At 60.0% G+C, this 18,796-nt stretch carries 15 protein-coding genes; 12 read left to right on the top strand and 3 right to left on the bottom strand.

From position 1 onward, the window contains the following. From DBR30_RS18350 to DBR30_RS18295, 12 genes are all read left to right on the top strand, one after another. On the top strand, positions 1 to 3,143 hold a 3,143-nt coding region (locus tag DBR30_RS18350; RefSeq protein WP_108588469.1), incomplete at its 5' end, for a DUF6701 domain-containing protein. Positions 3,144 to 3,347: 204 nt separating this feature from the next. Beyond that, the gene (locus DBR30_RS18345; protein ID WP_005340051.1) at positions 3,348 to 4,388 is read left to right on the top strand and encodes a rod shape-determining protein; all 1,041 of its coding nucleotides are present in this window, start codon (positions 3,348 to 3,350) and stop codon (positions 4,386 to 4,388) included. Between the two features lie 42 nt (positions 4,389 to 4,430). Next, complete coding sequence (gene mreC, locus DBR30_RS18340) at positions 4,431 to 5,321, top strand: rod shape-determining protein MreC (protein ID WP_005340053.1); 891 nt, start codon at positions 4,431 to 4,433, stop codon at positions 5,319 to 5,321. Beyond that, positions 5,321 to 5,806 carry a rod shape-determining protein MreD gene (gene mreD, locus DBR30_RS18335; RefSeq protein WP_005340054.1) on the top strand — a complete coding sequence of 162 codons (486 nt, stop codon included), beginning with the start codon at positions 5,321 to 5,323 and terminating at the stop codon, positions 5,804 to 5,806. The genes mreC and mreD overlap by 1 nt, the downstream gene beginning before the upstream one ends. Before the next feature lie 2 nt (positions 5,807 to 5,808). Further along, entirely contained in the window at positions 5,809 to 6,396 is a 588-nt protein-coding gene (locus tag DBR30_RS18330) for a Maf family protein (RefSeq protein ID WP_005340055.1), read from the top strand. A 95-nt stretch (positions 6,397 to 6,491) separates the two neighbouring features. Next, positions 6,492 to 7,961: a ribonuclease G gene (gene rng / locus DBR30_RS18325; RefSeq protein ID WP_005340056.1), complete on the top strand. Its 1,470-nt coding sequence runs from the start codon at positions 6,492 to 6,494 to the stop codon at positions 7,959 to 7,961. Further along, complete coding sequence (locus tag DBR30_RS18320; protein WP_181363623.1) at positions 7,962 to 11,855, top strand: YhdP family protein; 3,894 nt, start codon at positions 7,962 to 7,964, stop codon at positions 11,853 to 11,855. A gap of 34 nt (positions 11,856 to 11,889) precedes the next feature. Further along, entirely contained in the window at positions 11,890 to 12,222 is a 333-nt protein-coding gene (locus DBR30_RS18315) for a Dabb family protein (RefSeq protein ID WP_108540841.1), read from the top strand. Continuing rightward, a complete protein-coding gene (locus DBR30_RS18310; protein WP_100647002.1) occupies positions 12,219 to 12,806 on the top strand; it encodes a nucleotidyltransferase domain-containing protein in 588 nt (195 codons plus the stop codon). Before DBR30_RS18315 ends, DBR30_RS18310 begins: the two co-directional genes overlap by 4 nt. 19 nt (positions 12,807 to 12,825) lie before the next feature. Continuing rightward, positions 12,826 to 13,644 carry a carbon-nitrogen hydrolase family protein gene (locus tag DBR30_RS18305; RefSeq protein ID WP_108540839.1) on the top strand — a complete coding sequence of 273 codons (819 nt, stop codon included), beginning with the start codon at positions 12,826 to 12,828 and terminating at the stop codon, positions 13,642 to 13,644. A gap of 133 nt (positions 13,645 to 13,777) precedes the next feature. Continuing rightward, entirely contained in the window at positions 13,778 to 15,226 is a 1,449-nt protein-coding gene (gene tldD / locus DBR30_RS18300) for a metalloprotease TldD (protein WP_005348653.1), read from the top strand. 32 nt (positions 15,227 to 15,258) lie between these two features. Further along, on the top strand, positions 15,259 to 16,122 hold the full coding sequence (locus DBR30_RS18295) for an SIS domain-containing protein (protein ID WP_108588468.1): 864 nt from the start codon (positions 15,259 to 15,261) through the stop codon (positions 16,120 to 16,122). Between the two features lie 68 nt (positions 16,123 to 16,190). Here the strand turns inward: DBR30_RS18295 and DBR30_RS18290 are convergent, their stop codons facing one another. From DBR30_RS18290 to DBR30_RS18280, 3 genes are all read right to left on the bottom strand, one after another. Continuing rightward, positions 16,191 to 16,826, bottom strand: a complete 636-nt coding sequence (locus DBR30_RS18290) for a DUF2057 domain-containing protein (protein ID WP_258224495.1) — start codon at positions 16,824 to 16,826, stop codon at positions 16,191 to 16,193. Positions 16,827 to 16,867: 41 nt separating this feature from the next. Continuing rightward, positions 16,868 to 17,941: a porin gene (locus tag DBR30_RS18285; RefSeq protein ID WP_108539724.1), complete on the bottom strand. Its 1,074-nt coding sequence runs from the start codon at positions 17,939 to 17,941 to the stop codon at positions 16,868 to 16,870. 102 nt (positions 17,942 to 18,043) lie between these two features. Then, on the bottom strand, positions 18,044 to 18,796 hold a 753-nt coding region (locus DBR30_RS18280; protein WP_181363622.1), incomplete at its 5' end, for a PTS transporter subunit EIIC.

Below are 18,796 nucleotides of genomic sequence, written 5' to 3'. Positions count from 1 at the left end.
TGAGGATTTTTGTGAAACAGGCAACCCAGCTCAACGGTGCTGTATTGAATCGTTCCGGTACGGGTTCTCTGCTGCTATTTGGATATCAGGATATCACCCTGAACAACGATACCTTGTTGAATGGGTATGTTTATTCCGATCAGACGCTGGTGTTGAACAATACCTCCGTCATTAACGGCCGTACTACCAGCCGTTCCCTGACAATGGCGAGTAATAGCGCTATTAATGACCAAGCTTTCGCTCCCTCTCTTACTTGCTTTAATGATGATTTCTCGAGAACCGGGTTGGGTGATAACTGGGTTGTATCTCAGAGAAATAACAGTGAGTTACCGTCTATTCAGAGTGGTCGTTTACGGATGACCCGCAATATCGGTAACCAGGCCACCTCCGCGACTTATCAGCGTTTATTTCCCGCAGCTAGCAACTTGGTTGAAGTTACTTTCCGCTATTACGCTTGGTCACCTCAAACCGGAACAGGAGGGGATGGCTTGGCGGTGATTCTTTCCGATGCGACCGTTACACCTCAACCCGGCAGTTTTGGTGGCGCATTGGGATATGCGCAGCGTGACAACGGTACTCCCGGTTTTGCCGGTGGCTGGCTTGGTGTAGGGCTTGATGAATATGGAAACTTTTCCAACCCCAATGAGGGCAAAGTGGGTGGCCCCGGTGCTCGTGCGCAGGCCATTGCCATAAGAGGAGGGGTTGGTTCCAGCTATCGCTATTTGGCGGGGACGGCGGCCAATCTTAGCCCCCGAGTCGATGTACGTGGTACTTCTTCGGCCCAGCCCGGTCATCTCTATCGGTTAAGGATTGATTCACGTGTGGCTGGCCGCTCCATGGTCTCGCTAGATAGAAATACTGGCTCCGGATTTAGTACCCTGGTTGCGCCATTCGATGCGATGGCGACCGCTGGGCAGGAGCAGGTTCCTGCAGATTTTTTGCTGTCGCTTACAGGGTCAACCGGAGGTGCTAACAATAATCATGAGCTGGATGATATCCAGATCTGCGCCCTGCGCTCCAACCCGATCGGGGTACAGATTGACCACTTCCAACTTGATCACTCCGGTCAGCCACTGACCTGCAATCCCGAGACAGTGACGGTCAAGGCGTGCGCCGATGCCGCTTGTACCACGCTTATCACAGACCCGGTTACTGCGACCCTGAGTCTTACCCCTACTTCTGCCAGCAATGGTTGGATTGGCGGCAATACGGTGACCTTTAGCGGCGGTTCGACCAAGGTGCAGTTGCGCAACAATACGCCGACCGCGGTGACCATAGGCGTTTCCGGTTCGACTCCGACGACCAAGCCATTCAGTTCCACCTTGTGCAAGGCCGGGGCGGGGACTCCCAGTACCGCAGCCTGTACCCTGAACTTTGCCGATAGCGGCTTCTTCTTTGATGTGCCTGATACCTATTCCAATCAGCCGCAGACGGTGACTATCAAGGCGATCAAAAAGAGCGATGTGACCAAGCTGTGTGTGCCGGGGTTTGCCAGTCAGACCAAGAGCGTCAAGTTCTGGAGCAGCTATATCTCCCCCACCGCTAACCCCTACAACAGCCAGATGAGCGTCAATAGCAGTGCGATTGGTGCCAGTCAGGGGGCTGCAACACCGCTCTCCCTCGCATTTAATGATCAGGGGCAGTCGACCATCACGGTTAATTATCCGGATGCGGGCAAGGTGCAACTGGATGCCAGTTATGATGGCACCGGCAGTGAAGCCGGTCTGGTGATGCTAGGCGCTGATCAGTTTGTGGCGCGCCCGGTCGGCCTGTGCATCACGCCCCCGCAAGGGGTCTGCGCGGCAGGTGATAGCAGCTGTCCGGTATTCAAAAAAGCGGGGGAAACGTTCCAGGTAGATATCAAGGCGATGGCCTGGGAATCCGCCAATGATGGGGATATCTGCGTAGGGAATCAGACTACGCCCAACTTTGCCCTGCCCAATATTGCTCTGGGCAGTACGCTGGTGGCTCCCAATCCGGGCACCAATGCAACGCTGGGTACTACCGCCTATAGCCATGTGGCTGCGGCCAACAGTGTCAATACCATTAGCCAGACGGTGAGCGAGGTGGGGGTGTTCCGGATGACGGCAACGCCGCCAGAAAGAAGCACTGTATCTACGGGCTATTTCGGCTACACCATCCCTCCCGCCAGCAGCGTGCCGGTGGGACGTTTTGTCCCTTGGGATTTCAATTTGCTGAGCGGGGTGCTTACTCCTGCTTGCGGGCAGTTCAGCTATATGAGTCAGCCATTCGGGGTCAAGATGACGGTACAGGCTCGTAACAAGAGTGCCGGGGTGACCAAAAACTATGGTGGCGAGTTCGCGAAGGGGCGGCTCTATCTGGTTGCAGGCAATAATCATGATGGGATTGATCGCACGGATCGAGTGGGGAGCATGATGGCCAGCTGGGCATCAGGCGAGGCCAATATTGACAGCCAGAGCCGCTTTGCCCGGTTTTCTGAGCGTGATCCCAGCCTGACTACTCCCGAAGAGCCCTTTAAGTTACTGCGTTTTGGCCTGCAAGTGCTTGATGAGGAGTCACCCTCAGTCACCTTCATGGCTGACGCTGACCTGAATCCTGGCATCAAGAATGGTTGTACCAAAGGGGTCAACTGCAATGCCAAGCAGTTGACGATTCCTACGCGGGTGAATAACACCATGACGGCTTATTATGGCCGCCTGCAGGCTGGTACGGCAGCGGGCCTGGCCTCGGCGCCGCTGGCCATTCCACTGCAGATGCAATATTACGAAGGGGGCAACTGGCTGCAAAACAAGGAAGATAAATGTACCCAGCTCTCTTTGGCCAATCAGGGGTTCACTTTCCTCAATCCGAGTCAGACCTTTGATGCGGCGACTCGCGAGCTGAATCTGGGGGCGGGTCGCAAGATCAAGCTGGGGTTGGGTAGTTCTGCACCGGGTGGGGATGCTGCACTGGCGAAGGACGGGGAGATCCTGTTCCACTTTGCCAAGCCGGACATCTCGGTGCGTATCCCCTACAAGGTCGAATTGGCAAAACAGCCGTCGCAGCCCCTCTGGTTGTCTGACCCAACGAGTGCCAATGACGGCAACCTGCAAGGTGAGGCCATTTTCGGCTCCAGCCGGGGTAATGACAGAATTATTTATCGGCGCGAAGTATTGCAGTAATTGATGTGTAAGGGGGGTTGGCTCAACAGCATCCCCCTAAATCCTTGTTTATTAGTGTTTGCAAGCGTGTGCGAGTGAGTGATGACTCGCATTTTTGTCGCGCCTGATTGATTGGCGACAGTTTGAGCGCTTGCCCATTGGGGTGGGCATTGGTAAAGTTAGCCGGTTTTCTGCACCTCCAAATTCTTAGGATTTCCCGTAGCCATGTTCAAAAAGCTCAGAGGCGTCTTTTCCAACGATCTGTCGATCGATTTGGGAACTGCCAACACCCTGATCTATGTAAAAGATCAAGGGATCGTCCTTAACGAACCCTCAGTTGTCGCCATTCGCCAAGAGCGCGGGAACGCCAAATCGGTCGCTGCTGTCGGTCATGCCGCCAAGCAGATGCTGGGCCGTACCCCGGGCAACATTTCCGCAATCCGCCCGATGAAAGATGGCGTGATCGCCGATTTCTACGTGACCGAGAAGATGCTGCAGCACTTCATCAAACAGGTTCACGACAACAACTATTTCCGCCCCAGCCCGCGCGTGCTGGTGTGTGTACCGTGCGGTTCAACCCAGGTTGAGCGTCGCGCCATCAAGGAGTCCGCACTGGGCGCCGGTGCCCGCGAGGTCTACCTGATCGATGAGCCTATGGCTGCTGCCATAGGTGCCGGCCTGCCGGTATCCGAAGCGACCGGTTCCATGGTGGTTGATATCGGTGGTGGTACCACTGAAGTGGCCATCATCTCTCTGAACGGTGTGGTCTACTCCCAGTCAGTCCGTATCGGTGGCGACAAGTTTGACGAAGCGATCATCAGCTACGTTCGTCGCAACTACGGCAGCCTGATCGGTGAAGCCACTGCCGAGCGCATCAAGCACGAGATCGGCTCCGCCTATCCGGGCGAAGAGGTGCGCGAGATTGAAGTCCGTGGTCGCAACCTGGCTGAAGGTGTACCGCGCAGCTTCACTCTCAACTCCAACGAAATTCTGGAAGCGCTGCAAGAGCCGTTGTCCGGTATCGTGGCTGCCGTCATGGTGGCGCTGGAGCAGTCTCCGCCGGAACTGGCTTCCGACATCTCCGAGCGCGGCATGGTGCTGACAGGTGGTGGCGCACTGCTGAAAGATATCGACCGTCTGCTGATGGAAGAGACCGGCATTCCTGTCGTCGTGGCCGAAGATCCCCTCACCTGTGTGGCCCGTGGCGGCGGCAAGGCGCTGGAGTTGATCGATATGCACGGTGGCGATCTGTTCCACTACGAATAAGACCCAAAGCCGGCCAGCGTGCCGGCTCTTTTTTGACGACCCATGAAACCCATTTTTGGTAGAGGCCCTTCGCTTCAGTTACGGTTGTTTCTCGCCGTCATCATCTCCATCGCTGCCATCGTCGCGGATTCCCGCTTCGGTGTGTTTACCCATGTCCGCGTCTACCTCAGTTCGTTAGTCAGTCCCCTGCAATACATGGCCAATGCGCCGGGTACCCTGCTCGACACCATGTCGACCCAGGTGCAGACCCGTGCCGATCTCATCGAGCAGACCAAGCAGCAGGAGCAACAGCTGTTTACCCTGCGGGCCCGTCTGCTCAAAATGGATCAGCTGGAGCACGAGAACCAGCGGCTGCGTGAGCTGCTGGGTTCGCCGGTGCACAAGGAGTCCCGCAAGATGGTGGCCGAGCTGCTGTCGGTGGATTCCGACCCCTTCAGCCATCAGGTGCTGATCAACAAGGGGGCGCTGGATGGCGTCTACAACGGTCAGGCGGTGATCAACGATCAGGGTGTGATTGGTCAGGTGCTCCACGTGGGCTCCACCACCAGTCGCGTGCTGCTGATCACCGACTCCAGCCACGGTATTCCGGTGCGGGTGCTGCGCAACGACTTGCGCGCCATTGCTTCCGGCAGTGGCGAGCTCGATAAGCTTGAGCTGCGCAACCTGCCGCGCAATACCGATATTCAGGTGGGTGATCTGCTGGTCACTTCCGGTCTGGGTGGCCGCTTCCCGGAAGGTTATCCGGTGGCGACCGTGACCCGCTCCGAGTATGTGGAGGGCAAGCCCTTCGCCCAGGTCGAGGCCAAGCCGCTGGTGGAGCTGGACAGACTGCGCTATCTGCTGCTGCTGTGGACCGACAAGAAGCCTGAAGTACATGATGAGGATGGCGAACGGGCGGCTCCCGCTGCGTCCGCCGCAGGAGCCACCCGCTGATGCTAGAACCCGCCAGCGGCAGGATCTGGATCTGGATCTCGATCCTGCTGGCCTTGAGCCTGTCGATCCTGCCGCTTCCTTTTGAATTTGACCCCTTCCGTCCGGACTGGCTGGCCATGGTGCTCATTTACTGGGCGCTGGCCTTGCCGCACCGGACCAACGTCGGCACCGCCTGGGTGGCGGGCCTGCTGCTGGATGTGCTGCTTGGCAGCACCCTCGGTGTGCGGGCGATGGCGATGGCCATTACCACCTATCTGGCGGCCTTCCAGTTCCAGAAGATCCGCAACTTCTCCCTCTGGCAGCAGGCACTGATCATCGGTGGCCTCTCGCTGGTGGGTAAAATGACGGTATTCTGGGCCGAGCATCTGTTCAGCCAGGCCAGTCTCAACTTCTCCTACTTTTGGTCGACGTTGACGACGATGCTAATATGGCCCTGGGTGTTTCTGGTGCTGCGCAAGGTGCGGCGCCGCTTCAATATCAGGTAAATATGAACAAAAACAACGAACCACAACTCTATCTCGCCTCGGCTTCTCCCCGTCGCCGTGAACTGCTGACCCAGATTGGCTACCGCTTCGAGGTGCTGAAACTGGATGTGCCCGAGCAGCGGGAAGAGGGTGAAAAGGCGCAGGATTACGTCTGCCGCCTCGCCCGTGACAAGGCGATGGCGGGCGTGGCGTGTGCGCCGACGGCGTTGCCGGTGCTGGGTGCCGACACCATAGTGGTGCTGGGCGACCGGGTGCTGGAGAAACCGTCCGATCTGCTGGATGCCAAAGATATGCTGGAGTCCCTCTCCGGCAAGGTGCATCAAGTAATGACGGCGGTAGCGCTGGCCAGCAAGGATCGTTGTGACGTGCGTCTGGTCACCACCAACGTGGCGTTTCGCAAGCTGGACGAGGCCGAGATCGAGGCCTACTGGCAGACCGGTGAGCCCTGTGACAAGGCCGGGGCTTATGGCATACAGGGTATTGCGGGCAAGTTTGTCAGCCGCATCGAGGGGAGCTATAGCGCCGTGGTCGGCCTGCCCCTGCTGGAGACAGACCTGCTGATCAAGCATCATCTGGAACAGCTCAAATAATTTCCCGTCAGCTGTGCTCTGCTGCGTTTCTCCCTTGCGCGCGTTGTACCGGATTGGCTCTATAGAATTCAAAACTGGAACAGGCAAGGTTACTTATGTCGGTAGAACTGCTGGTTAACGTTACCCCCTCCGAAACCCGGGTCGCTCTGGTCGAAAACGGTCTGCTGCAGGAAGTGCATGTAGAACGTCAGGCCAAACGCGGCATTGTGGGCAATATCTACAAAGGCAAGATCAGTCGGGTGCTGCCCGGCATGCAGGCGGCATTCGTCGATATCGGCATGGACAAGGCGGCTTTTTTGCACGCCTCCGATATTGTGCCGCACACCGAGTGTGTGGCGGTGAAGGAGAAGGAGCAGTTTCAGGTCGGCAACATCGCCGAGCTGGTGCGTCAGGGGCAGGACATCATGGTGCAGGTGGTGAAAGATCCGCTGGGTACCAAGGGTGCCCGTCTCACTACCGATATCACCCTGCCATCCCGCTATCTGGTCTTTATGCCGGGCAGTGCCCACGTCGGCGTCTCCCAGCGCATCGAGTCCGAAGCAGAGCGGGAGCGCCTCAAGCGTACCGTAGCTGGCTATGTGGACGAGCTGGGTGGCTACATCATCCGCACCGCCGCCGAAGGGGTGGGGGAGCAGGAGCTGGAGCAGGATGCGGCCTTCCTGAAGCGCCTGTGGCGCAAGATCCTCGAGCGCAAGCAGAAGTATCCACCCTGCAAGATCCTCTACGAGGATCCCAGTCTGGCATTCCGGGTAGTGCGCGACTTCGTCGGTGCCGAGCTCGACAAGATCCGAGTTGACTCGCGCCAGAGCTTCGATCAGCTCAAGCGCTTCACCGAAGAGTACGTGCCTGAGCTGGCCAGCAAGCTGGAGTACTACCCCGGCGAGTCGCCGATCTTCGATCTCTACGACGTGGAGAACGAGATCCAGCGGGCGCTGGAGCGCAAGGTAGAGCTGAAATCCGGCGGCTACCTCATCATCGACCAGACCGAAGCCATGACTACGGTGGATATCAACACCGGCGCCTTCGTCGGCCATCGCAATCTGGAAGAGACCATCTTCAACACCAACGTTGAGGCGACGGCGGCCATCGCCCGCCATCTGCGCCTGCGCAATCTCGGCGGCATCATCATCATCGACTTCATCGACATGCAGTCGGAAGATCACCGCCGTCGGGTGCTGCACAGTCTGGAGCAGGCGCTGTCAAAGGATCGCGCCAAGACCAACGTCAATGGCTTCTCCCAGTTGGGTCTGGTGGAGATGACCCGCAAGCGCACCCGCGAGAGTCTGGAGCATGTGCTCTGCTCCGAGTGCCCCGAGTGCAAGGGGCGCGGCCGGGTCAAGACGGTGGAGTCGGTCTGCTTCGAGATCCTGCGGGAGATCATCCGGGTCAATCGTGCCTACGATGCGGATCAGTTCACCGTCTATGCGGCACCGGCCGTGGCCGACTACCTCCATGGCGAGGAGTCCCACAGTCTGGCGGAGCTGGAAGTGTTCATCGGCAAGCAGGTGCGGGTAGTGAGCGAACCCCTCTGTGGTCAGGAGCAGTTCGACGTGGTGATGATGTAATTGGTCTATCGCTGGCTGAGTCGGGGCTGGTTGGCCCTGGGGGTTCTGTTCGTACTGCTGGCCATGCTGGTCACGCTTGTACGGGTTGGTGGCCCTTTGCTGAATCAATACCGGGAGAGTCTGATCCACACTCTGCTGGGCGATTCGCAGCTCAAGGTCAGCGTGGAGCAAGTGGGGCTGGACTGGACACAGTCCGGGCCCGCGCTCGAACTGCAGCAACTCGCCATCGCCCCGGATTCGGGGCGTTTTACCGTACAGCTCGGCAAAGCCTGGGTGCACCTCGATTTCTGGCGCACCATTAACGAGCTAAAGCCGGTGTTTGGCGAGCTGATCCTGAGCGATGGCGATATCACCATCGATTTGCGCCAACCGGCTGACGACAGCCCCTCCGGCGATCCCCAGCAGGGAGCCCTGCTGCGCTTTCTGCTGACCCAGCTCTCCACCTTCGATGTGCACAACACCCGCCTTAGCGTCACCACCTCCCTCGGTGATCTGCGTGCCCTCGACATCGCCCAACTGCGCTGGCAGAACCGTGGCAAGCGCCATCAGGGGGTCGGCAAGGCTTATCTCATCAACGGGGTGGGCGAGAGCACCCTCGATCTGATTCTGGATGTGGACGCCCCGACAGCCCGGCTCGATCGCCTCAAGGGTCAGCTCTATCTGGGGGCCCGCCAGCTCGATATCACCCCGACCCTGGCCAAAATCCATGCGGGCGAACCCAAGGTTGCCGGTCAGCTCGACTTCCAGCTCTGGAGCGAGTTTGACAGCGGCAAGCTGGGCAATACCCTGCTGGCGTTTGGCAACAACTACCTGATCTGGAAGGATCCCAAGAAAGGGGATATGCACCGTTTCGGCCTCGATGGTGGCAAGATCCAGCTGCGCCGTGAGGGTACCGACTGGCAACTGGCCAGCCACAACGTCACCTTCAAGCTGGACGGCAAACCCTGGTTGCAGAGCCGCTTGCAGCTGGAGCGGATCGGGGATCGGGTGCAGGGCTATCTGCCCAGCATAGAGTTCGACAAGATCACCCAGATCAGTCAGCTGGTCTCGGCGCTCTACCCCACACTCTGCGAGACCCTGCGCCAGACCAATCCGCAGGGTTCGGTGCAGGATCTGACGCTGCTGGCCAATGCCGACTGGCAGGAGCTCTCCCTCAGCGGCCGCTTCAGCAAGGTGCGCCTCAAGGCGTGGCAGGATATACCCGGGATGCAGGATCTCAACGGTGAGTTCTGGCTTACCCCGACCGGCGGTAGCGCCAGATTGGCGCTGGCGAATGACAAGGTGGATCCCGCCCGTCACTTCAAGGAGCCGATCCCGGTCGACCACTTCTCGGCACGCCTCGACTGGTGGCGTGAGGAACAGGGCTGGGTGCTCTACGGGCAGGATATCGCGCTGGATAACCCGGATCTGACCCTGGCCAGCCGTTTCCGCCTCGATCTGTTCGAGCACCCTTTCCTCGCGCTGACCGGTCGCATCGATGTGAAGAATGCGGGCCATGCGGATCGCTACTTCCCGCTGCAGGCGATGGACAAGGGGCTGGTGGATTACCTGAGCGGCGCCATCAAGGGGGGCAAGGCCAAGGGGGCCGACCTGCTCTGGTATGGGGAGTTTCGGGATTTCCCCTACGACAACGGCAAGGGCATCTTCCAGGTGGCGGTGCCGCTGGAGCAGGCGACCTACGAGTTCTTCCCCGGTTGGCAACCGCTTACCGACCTGCAGATCGATCTCTTGTTCCAGAATGCCGGTCTCGATATGCGCAGCCGCTCCACCAAACTTGGCAAGGCGAGCTCCGACTCGGTGCATGCCTGGATCCCGGATCTCTCCCCCGGCGCCCACCTCTATGTGGATGCCAAGGTGCAGGGGGAGGGCAAGGCCATCAGCGACTACCTGCAGGACTCCCCGCTGGGTAGTTCGGTGGGACAGGCGCTGCGGGAGATCGAGATCCGCGGCTCGATGGCCGGTTCGGTCAAGCTCGATATTCCTCTCGATGGCGAGAGCGAGGTCAAGGCGAGCGGCGATGCCACCTTCAGCAACAACAAGGTGCGGGTCGCCAGTCTGGACCTGCCGCTGGAGAAGGTGCAGGGGCGCCTCGAATATGACAACCAGCAGACCCGCTTCAGCAACCTCAAGGCGAGCCTGTGGAACCAGCCGCTGACCCTCGACTATCAGGGGCGCCAGCATCCGGATCACTATCAGGTCGACCTCGATTTCAAGGGGCAGTGGGATAGTCGCCGCCAACCCGCCGCCATCTCTTCATTCGGCATTCTCAACGGCCGCAGTAACTGGGGCGGCAAGCTCGGGTTGACCCTGCCCGACAGCAAGCCATTCAGCTTCCAGCTGGCGCTCGACTCCAACTTGCAGGGGATGGGGCTGGATCTGCCGCTGCCGCTGGCCAAGAGCAGCGCCAGCCGGCTGCCGCTCAAGGTGATCGCCCGTGGCCGGGATGGCAGCGCCGACATTCGTGCCGTGCTGGGGGCTGATGTGGATATGCAGACCCGACTGGTCTACGGCGAAGGGGTGCCTTATCTCAGTCGGGTGCGAGTCGATGTGGGTCAGCCGGGCGCCCGGGTAATGCGCGATGCCCCCATGCTGCTTGCCATCAACCAGCAGGAGGCCGATGTCGGTGGCTGGCTGGCGCGACTCAAGCAGTGGTTGCCAGCGCAGAACCAGACCGGCAATGCGGTGGTCGGCCCCGCCTTCCTGCCGCAGGAGTGGTGGGTGGATGGGCAACTGGCTCGCGCCTATATCGGCAGTGCCACCCTCAAGGCGGCGCGTTTCACCGTGGGGCCGACCAATCAGGCGACCGAGGTGATGATCGACAGCCCCGATGTGATGGGGGTGATCCGCTTGCCCGCAGTGGCCAATCGCCCGGTGGATGCCAAGTTTGCCCGCATCTACTGGTCCGGCAAGAGTTCGGATCTCAGCCCGGATCCCGATGCCAAACAGGACAACGCCATCATGGCATCCATCCCCTGGTTGAAGGTGAGCTGCGTCGATTGCCGCTTTGGCGAGCTACCTCTTGGGGAAGTGAAAGGGGAGCTGGTGCCCGGCGCCAACAAGGTGACCCTCAAGGGGCTGGATGTGCGGCTGGCGGGGAGTCAGCTCACCGGCAGCGTCGACTGGCTGGCCGATGGAAACCGGATGGAGACCCGCGCCCGTGGCAAGCTGACCAGCAACAACAGCGAACTGCTGCTCAAGCGGCTCGGCTACACCTCGCCCATCGGCGATGCCCCCGGCTCCCTCGCTTTTGATCTGAACTGGCAGGATGTGCCCTATCGCCCGAGCCTGCCGACTCTGGGGGGAAGTGCCAACTATCAGCTGGAGGGTGGCACCCTGCGGGAGGTCAACGACAAGGGGGCGCGACTGCTCTCCCTGCTCAGCCTCGATTCCCTGCTGCGCAAACTGCGGCTCGATTTTCGCGATGTGTTCGACAAGGGCTTCTACTTCGAATCTATGTCCGCCTCTGCCACCATCAAGCAGGGGCTGGTCAGCAACGATGATTTCTATATGAAGGGGGCGGCAGGCAACCTGCGCGGCGAGGGGATCGCCGATCTGGTGCGCTGGCGGCTCGACTACGAGCTGAGCTTCTCCCCCAATCTGGGGGGCACCCTGCCGGTGGTGGCGGCCTTCTCCATCACGCCGGTCACGGGTCTCTATGTGCTGGCCCTCTCCAAACTGCTGGAGCCGGTAGTGGATGTGGTGACCCGCATCGATTTTCGCATCTCGGGCCCGCTCGACGCACCCAAGCTGATCGAGGCGGGGCGCGATCGCGCGCGCATCAAGCTCAACCAGCAGCAGAAAGAGGCGGTAGATGCCGTTGCCCCCAGCCTGCCGACCCAAGAGGTGACCCCTTTCCTGCTGAGCCCCAAACACGCAGGGCCGGCTCAGCGCTGAACGAGCGGCCCGGCACCATCACAAGGAGTGAGCCATGATCCGACATATCCTGCTGATCGCCTTCAAGCCGGACGCCCAGCCTGCCCAGATAGATGCGGTGCGTACCGCCTTTCTCGCCATTCCCCATCAGGTCAGCGGCGTGACCGCCGTGGAGTGGGGGGAGAATGACAGCCCGGAGGGGAGGGATGATGGCTTTACCCACAGCGTGCTGATGACCTTCGCCGACGAAGCGGCCCGCCAGCGCTATCTGCCCCATCCTGATCACGATGCCCTCAAGGCCATCTTTCGCCCGGTGCTGGAGCGCATCATAGTGCTGGATTACACCCTGCAGGCAGGGGATCGGGTTGTGTCAGAGGGGCCGTTATGATGGTGGATGAGCACTGGGCTGCCATCCCGCCACTGCAGCGCGCACTGCTGGAATCGGTGATGCAACATGGCGCAGCCCATCCTGCGATTGATGCCGGGGTAGTGGTTGGGTCGCTCGCCAAGGGCAAGGCAGACCGGGTATCCGATGTCGATCTCTTGTTGCTGGCCGAGCCTGGCTTCCATAAGCAGGGAGACGAACTGGTGCGCACCATTGTGGGGGATCGGCCCATCTTTCACTGCTGGCAAGGAAGACATGAAGAGGTCTGTTCATACTGGCGCTTCATATTCCTCGACATGACCAGCATCGAGATCCACATCCTTGATCGGGGGGCTGAGTTCCCCCTTGCCAAACCTTATTTGCCACTGTTCGATAAAACTTCCTCCCTTGGTGCGCTTGAGGTTTCTGGCCCTGCCCCAAGCCATTGGGACTTTCCTGCCTATATGGCTGAAGGGGATGGGCTGGTGTGGGAGTTGTTCGATTGCCTCAAATGGGCGGAGCGGGGGCAGCGGGGATTGGTCAGGCATCATCTTCGCAAGTTGCTGGCAGAAATGGATAAAGACCCGAATATTGTGGATCGCGATTAATGCGGACAAGGAGAACGTCATGTGGTTAGCCGCAATACAGCTGGTATCTGGCCGTCACTGGCAGGATAACCGGGAGCAGATCGCCGCTGAACTGGCGGCCTTGCCCAAAGAGCGGCCGCTGCTGGTGCTGTTGCCGGAGAACTTTGCCCTGTTTGGCGAACGGCAGGGTTATCTGGATGGGGCCGAGACCATAGGTGAGGGCCCGATCCAGCAGCAGCTGGCCGAATGGGCACGAGATTACGGCATCTGGCTGGTGGCCGGGGCTATGCCGACAAGAATGCCGACCACCATCGCAGGTTCCGACCATATCCACACCAGCTCGCTGGTGTTTGACCCCAGCGGTGAGCTCAGGGGCCAATACCACAAGATCCACCTGTTCGACGTGGATGTGGCGGACAATCACGGTCGCTACCGTGAGTCGGAGACCTTCAGCCCGGGGGAGGCGCCTGTGTTGGTGGACTCTCCCTTTGGTCCCCTCGGCCTCTCGATCTGTTATGATCTGCGCTTTCCCGAGCTCTACCGCCAGTTGGCCCGTGCCGGTGCCCGCGTGCTGCTGGTGCCTGCCGCCTTTACCGCCGTGACCGGCGAGGCGCACTGGGAGCCGCTGCTGCGGGCTCGAGCTATCGAAAACCAGTGCTACGTAGTCGCTGCCAATCAGGGCGGCACTCACGAGACAGGGCGCCAGACCTGGGGCCACAGCATGGTGATCGACCCCTGGGGTCGGGTGCTGGCGAGCAAAGAGTCCGGGCGCGGCACAGTGCTGGCGAAGATGGAGCCCGGGCTTATCGATGAATTGAAACGCACCATGCCAGTGCTACAACACGCCCGTTTGCTCTGATGGTGTGGTGAAAAATTGAAACGCAGCCGTTTTCCCGTGCTGGAGCATGCCCGTTTGTTGTGATGGTGTGGCTTGTTGCCAACCCGTCAGCAAGACGATTTAAAACAGCTCGTTACGAGAGTGGAGAAGAAGATTGAGTCTATTGAGCCAGGTTAGTGCCTCCCTGTTGGCCCCGAACGACCTCGACGAAGGGCGCCTGCAGCAGTTGCTCGGCAGCCTGATGAGTCATCAGGTGGAGTTCGGCGATCTCTATTTCCAGCGCAGCTGGCACGAGTCCTGGATGCTGGAAGATGGCATCGTCAAGGATGGCAGCTATAACATCGATCAGGGGGTCGGAGTGCGCGCCGTCAGCGGTGAGAAGACCGGTTTCGCTTACTCGGACGAGCTGAGCCTGCTGGCGCTGCAACAGTCGGTGACTGCCGCTCGCGGCATCGCCGCCGCGGGTGCTCACGGCAAGGTGAAGGCGTGGGCCCGCACCGAAGCGAACCTGCTCTATCCGGCCATGGATCCGCTGCAGACCCTCGACAAGCACCAGAAGATCGCCCTGCTGGAGCAGATGGACAAGTTCGCCAGAAGTCTGGATCCCGCCATCAATCAGGTGATGGCCTCCATCAGCGGCGTCTACGAAGAGGTGCTGGTGGCCGCGACCGACGGCACCCTGGCCGCCGATGTGCGCCCGTTGGTGCGTCTGTCGGTGACCGTGATCGCCGAGAAGGGCGATCGCCGCGAGCGTGGCAGTGCCGGTGGCGGTGGCCGCTTTGGTTACGACTGGTTCCTCGAACTGGACGGGCTGGAGAGCCGCGCTTTTGGCTATGTGCGTGAAGCTGTGCGTCAGGCGCTGGTCAATCTGGAAGCCATCGACGCGCCAGCCGGTACCATGCCGGTGGTGTTGGGATCCGGTTGGCCCGGCGTGCTGCTGCACGAAGCGGTAGGTCATGGTCTGGAGGGGGATTTCAACCGCAAGGGATCTTCCGCGTTTGCCGGTCGCATCGGCGAGCAGGTGGCCTCCAAACACTGCACCATCGTCGATGACGGCACTTTGCCGGGTCGGCGTGGATCCGTCTCCATCGATGACGAGGGCACACCGGGTGGCTACAACGTGCTGATCGAGAACGGCATCCTCAAGGGTTACCTGCAGGATAAGCAGAACGCCCGTCTGATGGGGGTGCCACTCACCGGCAACGGTCGCCGCGAATCCTACGCCGCCATGCCGATGCCGCGCATGACCAACACCTATATGCTGGCGGGTCAGTATGATCCGGCCGAGATCATCGCCTCGGTGAAGAAGGGCATTTATGCCCCCAACTTCGGTGGCGGTCAGGTGGACATCACCTCCGGCAAGTTTGTCTTCTCTGCCTCCGAGGCTTACCTCATCGAGGATGGCAAGATCACCGCTCCCATCAAGGGCGCGACCCTGATCGGCAACGGCCCCGAGGCGATGAGCCAGGTCTCCATGGTGGGTAGCGACCTTGCGCTGGATCGCGGTGTTGGCATCTGCGGCAAGGAGGGGCAGAGCGTGCCGGTCGGTGTCGGCCAGCCCACCCTCAAACTGGACCAGCTCACCGTGGGTGGCACCCAGTAAGCCTCGACGCAGAACAAGAACAGAGAGAAACCATGCTTACCCTGTCGAAAATATCCAATATCAGGAGCCAGCTCTCCCCCAGCGAGCTCAAGATTGCCGATTACATCCTCTCCTGTCCGGAACAGGTGACCCACTTCTCCTCTCAGGAGCTGGCCCAGCAGGCGGAGGTGAGCCAGTCGAGCATAGTGAAGTTCACTCAGAAGATCGGGTTCAAGGGCTTCACCGCCTTCAAGCTGGCGGTCAGCGAGGATCTGGGGCGCAAGCATGCCATCAAGACCGACAATGTCGGTGATCTCTACAATGGCATCGGGCGAGACGATGACCTGGAGACCATGGCCAAGAAGCTGGCGCAGGAGAAGATAAATTCTATCATCGAGACCACTCAGGCTCTCGACAGTGCTCTGCTGAAGCAGGTACTCGACACCATAGATGGCGCTGGGCGGGTACAGCTGGTGGGGATTGGCGGTTCGGCACTGACCGCCAAGGATCTCTGGTACAAGTTGCTCAAGATCGGTGTAACTACCCTGTTTGCCCAGGATAGCCATGTGCAGATCTCCATCGCCCAGACCCTTGGACCGGGTGATGTGCAGCTGGTCATCTCCTATTCTGGCGCCAGCCGTGATGTGCTGGCGGCGGCCGAGCTGGCCAAGCGCAATGGTGCCACCCTGATTGCCGTGACTTCGTTCCGGCAAACCCAGTTGCGCCAGATGGCCGACATGGTGCTGGATACGGTGGCGGAGGAGAACGAACTGCGTATCTCTTCTATCTCCTCCCGTACCGCCCAGAACACCATTACCGACATCCTGTTCCTCGGCCTGGTGCAGCGCAGAGACGAGCGAGCCTGGGCTCTGATCGACGGAACCCGGGATGCCATCGACCGACTCAACAAGGAGTGATGCCTGTTCTCCCGCAACATCATCCGTACAACAAAAAACCACCTGAACAGGTGGTTTTTTGTTGTCTGCTAGAGGTCAAGGGCCCAGCGGATAAAGGCTTTACGCTGCTTGGCATCGGCCGCCAGATAGAGTTCCCGCAGGGTTGCATCCGCCTGCTCCGGCGTAAGTGCCGAAGCTGTATGAGTGGTAGTTGCGGCTTGTGTTGCGAAAATGGGGGCCGAGCTCACTGTTGGCGTATGGCTTGCCAACAGGGCCTGGTAATCGGTGCCCAGACCATCCTGGCTGCGTGGCAGGGCTTGCAGTGTCAGCGGCTGTGATATGCCCTTTCCGTCACTCAGCCGCAGGGCCGGGCTGGCGGCAAACTGGCGGATAGCCGAGGAGCTGGTCAGCACCGGGGTGGTCAGTTGCAGCGTCCCTTGTGATGGTGCTGTAAGGGTAACCAGCAGAGGAGCCGAGGTCACGCGTCCCTGGCTCTCGTTGGTGGAGCGAGGGTCACTTGGGCTGTCAAAGCGCACCAGCAGTCGGGACTCTCCCGCCGGGAGCTCAATGATCCGGGTGAAGGCCGAGGGTTTGCCCTGCGGCGAGGCGAGCAGGGTGAGGGTATCGGCCAGCTCCAGTCGGGCGGCCGTGGCCGGTACGCTGAACAGCAGGGCAAACAGGGGGGATAATAGTAGGGGAGAGAGCAGGGAGGATCGTGCCATCATAAGACTCCATGAAGGAGCCGGCCCGCAGGCCGGCAACCAGATCAGAATTCGTAGCGCAGGCCGAGGTGGTAGAAGCTCTCGCTGTTGCTGCTGCCACCAAAGCTGGTGATGGTGCTACCAGCTAGACCATCGTCACCATTGCGGATCACATAGGCACTGTAGAGGGAAGAGCGCGGGGTGAGCTTGTATTGCAGCTCCAGCGTAGTATCGCGCAGTGCCATCTGGTCGCCACCCTCGTTGACGAGGTGACGATAGCCTGCGCGGGCCGCCCACTTCTGGTTGATGTCATATACCGCGGTCAGTTCCCACACCTTGTCTTCACTGTCGGCACGGCCATTGCGATAGGTCACCTGATCCTTGCTATAGAGGGCACCCAACATCAGAGGGCCGAGATAGTAGCGGGTACCGATCCCGGCGAAGCGATATTCATCGGCATTGGGATCGACCTTGCTGCCACTGCTCTGAGCGGCTTTGGTCTGTTGATATGCCACGACCGGAGCCAGTTTGCCTGCATTGCCCAGATCGAAGGTGTAGCGCAGGGCGCCGTTGTAGCCGTAATCAAGATCCGAGGTACCGTTACCAAGGATGTAGGCGAGCGAGAGATCCAGATTGCCGAGGCTGTTCTGGTACTGCAGGGTGCCATCCTGACGGAACACCTGCACGGCGGTGGAGTCCACCTTGCTGGCCTGACGAGCCATGGAGACATCAGAGGCGGCAAACACATCGCCAATATCGGTGAACATGATGAGGCCGGAAGAGACGCGCCCGCCGGTCACCTTGCCCCACTGGCCACCGTCGATCCCGGCCCAGACGTAACGGGCAGTGAGGTCGCTGCTGTTCTTCTGTACGTTGTTGGCGTATTCGGCTGCATTGACCTGATATTGTGCCATGCCGATCACTGCGACATCGTCATTGACGGTCTGGCGGGCGGTAAAGCCTATACGGCCATCGAAGTCACCCTGATCATTGCTGCTCTTCTTGTCGGAAATATTGAAGCCAAGACGGCCGTAGAGGTCGACGTTGGAGCCATCGTCAGCCTGATAGATGACGGCCGCATGAGCGGAACCTGTGCCGAGCAGCGCGGGAAGAATCAGAGCAAGCATGGATTTTTTCATTTTTTATCGTTCCTGTACGGGCTCTGTGCCAGAGCCGGGATGAGTTTGGCCATGACCCCGATTGCTCGGGGCCAGACCTTGGCTAGAAATCCGTAGGAGGGATTAACTCAGATCGACGTTCTTGCAGCCGAACATCAGGGTGAAGAGGTAGCCGCCGAGGTAGGCGACGGCGAGGCCGACCGCATAGACCATCATGCCGGGGAAGATCCCCTGGGCGGAGGTCATCAGCGGCAGGGCGACAATACCGGATGGTCCAAAGACGGTGTTGAGGCCGACCGGCAGACCCAGCCAGGAGATCAGGCCAACCACGAAGCCGCCCAGCGAACCACCGCAGCAGGCGGTGATAAAGGGTTTGACCCGCGGCAGGGTGACGCCGTAGATGAGCGGCTCACCGACCCCCAGAATGCCTGGAATGATGGTGCCCTTCACCTGAGTGCGCAGTAGGGAATCCTTGCCTGCCCGGCTGTAGAGCGCCAGCGCAGCCCCTACCTGTCCGGCACCGGCCAGCGCCAGGATAGGAAACAGGGAGTTGAAGCCCTGGGCATCCATCAGCGCAAAGTAGACGGGAACGAACCCCTGATGGATACCGAACATCACCGAGATGAGGAACAGGCCAGCCAGAATAGCGGTACCGAACGGGTTGCCATTGAGGTTGATGAAGAGCCAGGACATGCCGTTATAGAGCTGCACGCCGAGGGGCATGATCAGGATAAAGGTGACGGCTCCCATGATCAGCAGGGTGATGCAGGAAGTGAGGATCATATCCAGACTGTCCGGCATGAAACGGCGAACCTGGCGCTCAACCGAGGCGCCTATGATGCATGCGATCAGCACGCCTATGATGTTGCCGCGGGG

Source organism: Aeromonas sp. HMWF017 (genome assembly GCF_003061465.1).
Lineage (GTDB): Bacteria > Pseudomonadota > Gammaproteobacteria > Enterobacterales > Aeromonadaceae > Aeromonas > Aeromonas veronii.
This window is presented reverse-complemented; position numbering and strand designations above follow the sequence as displayed.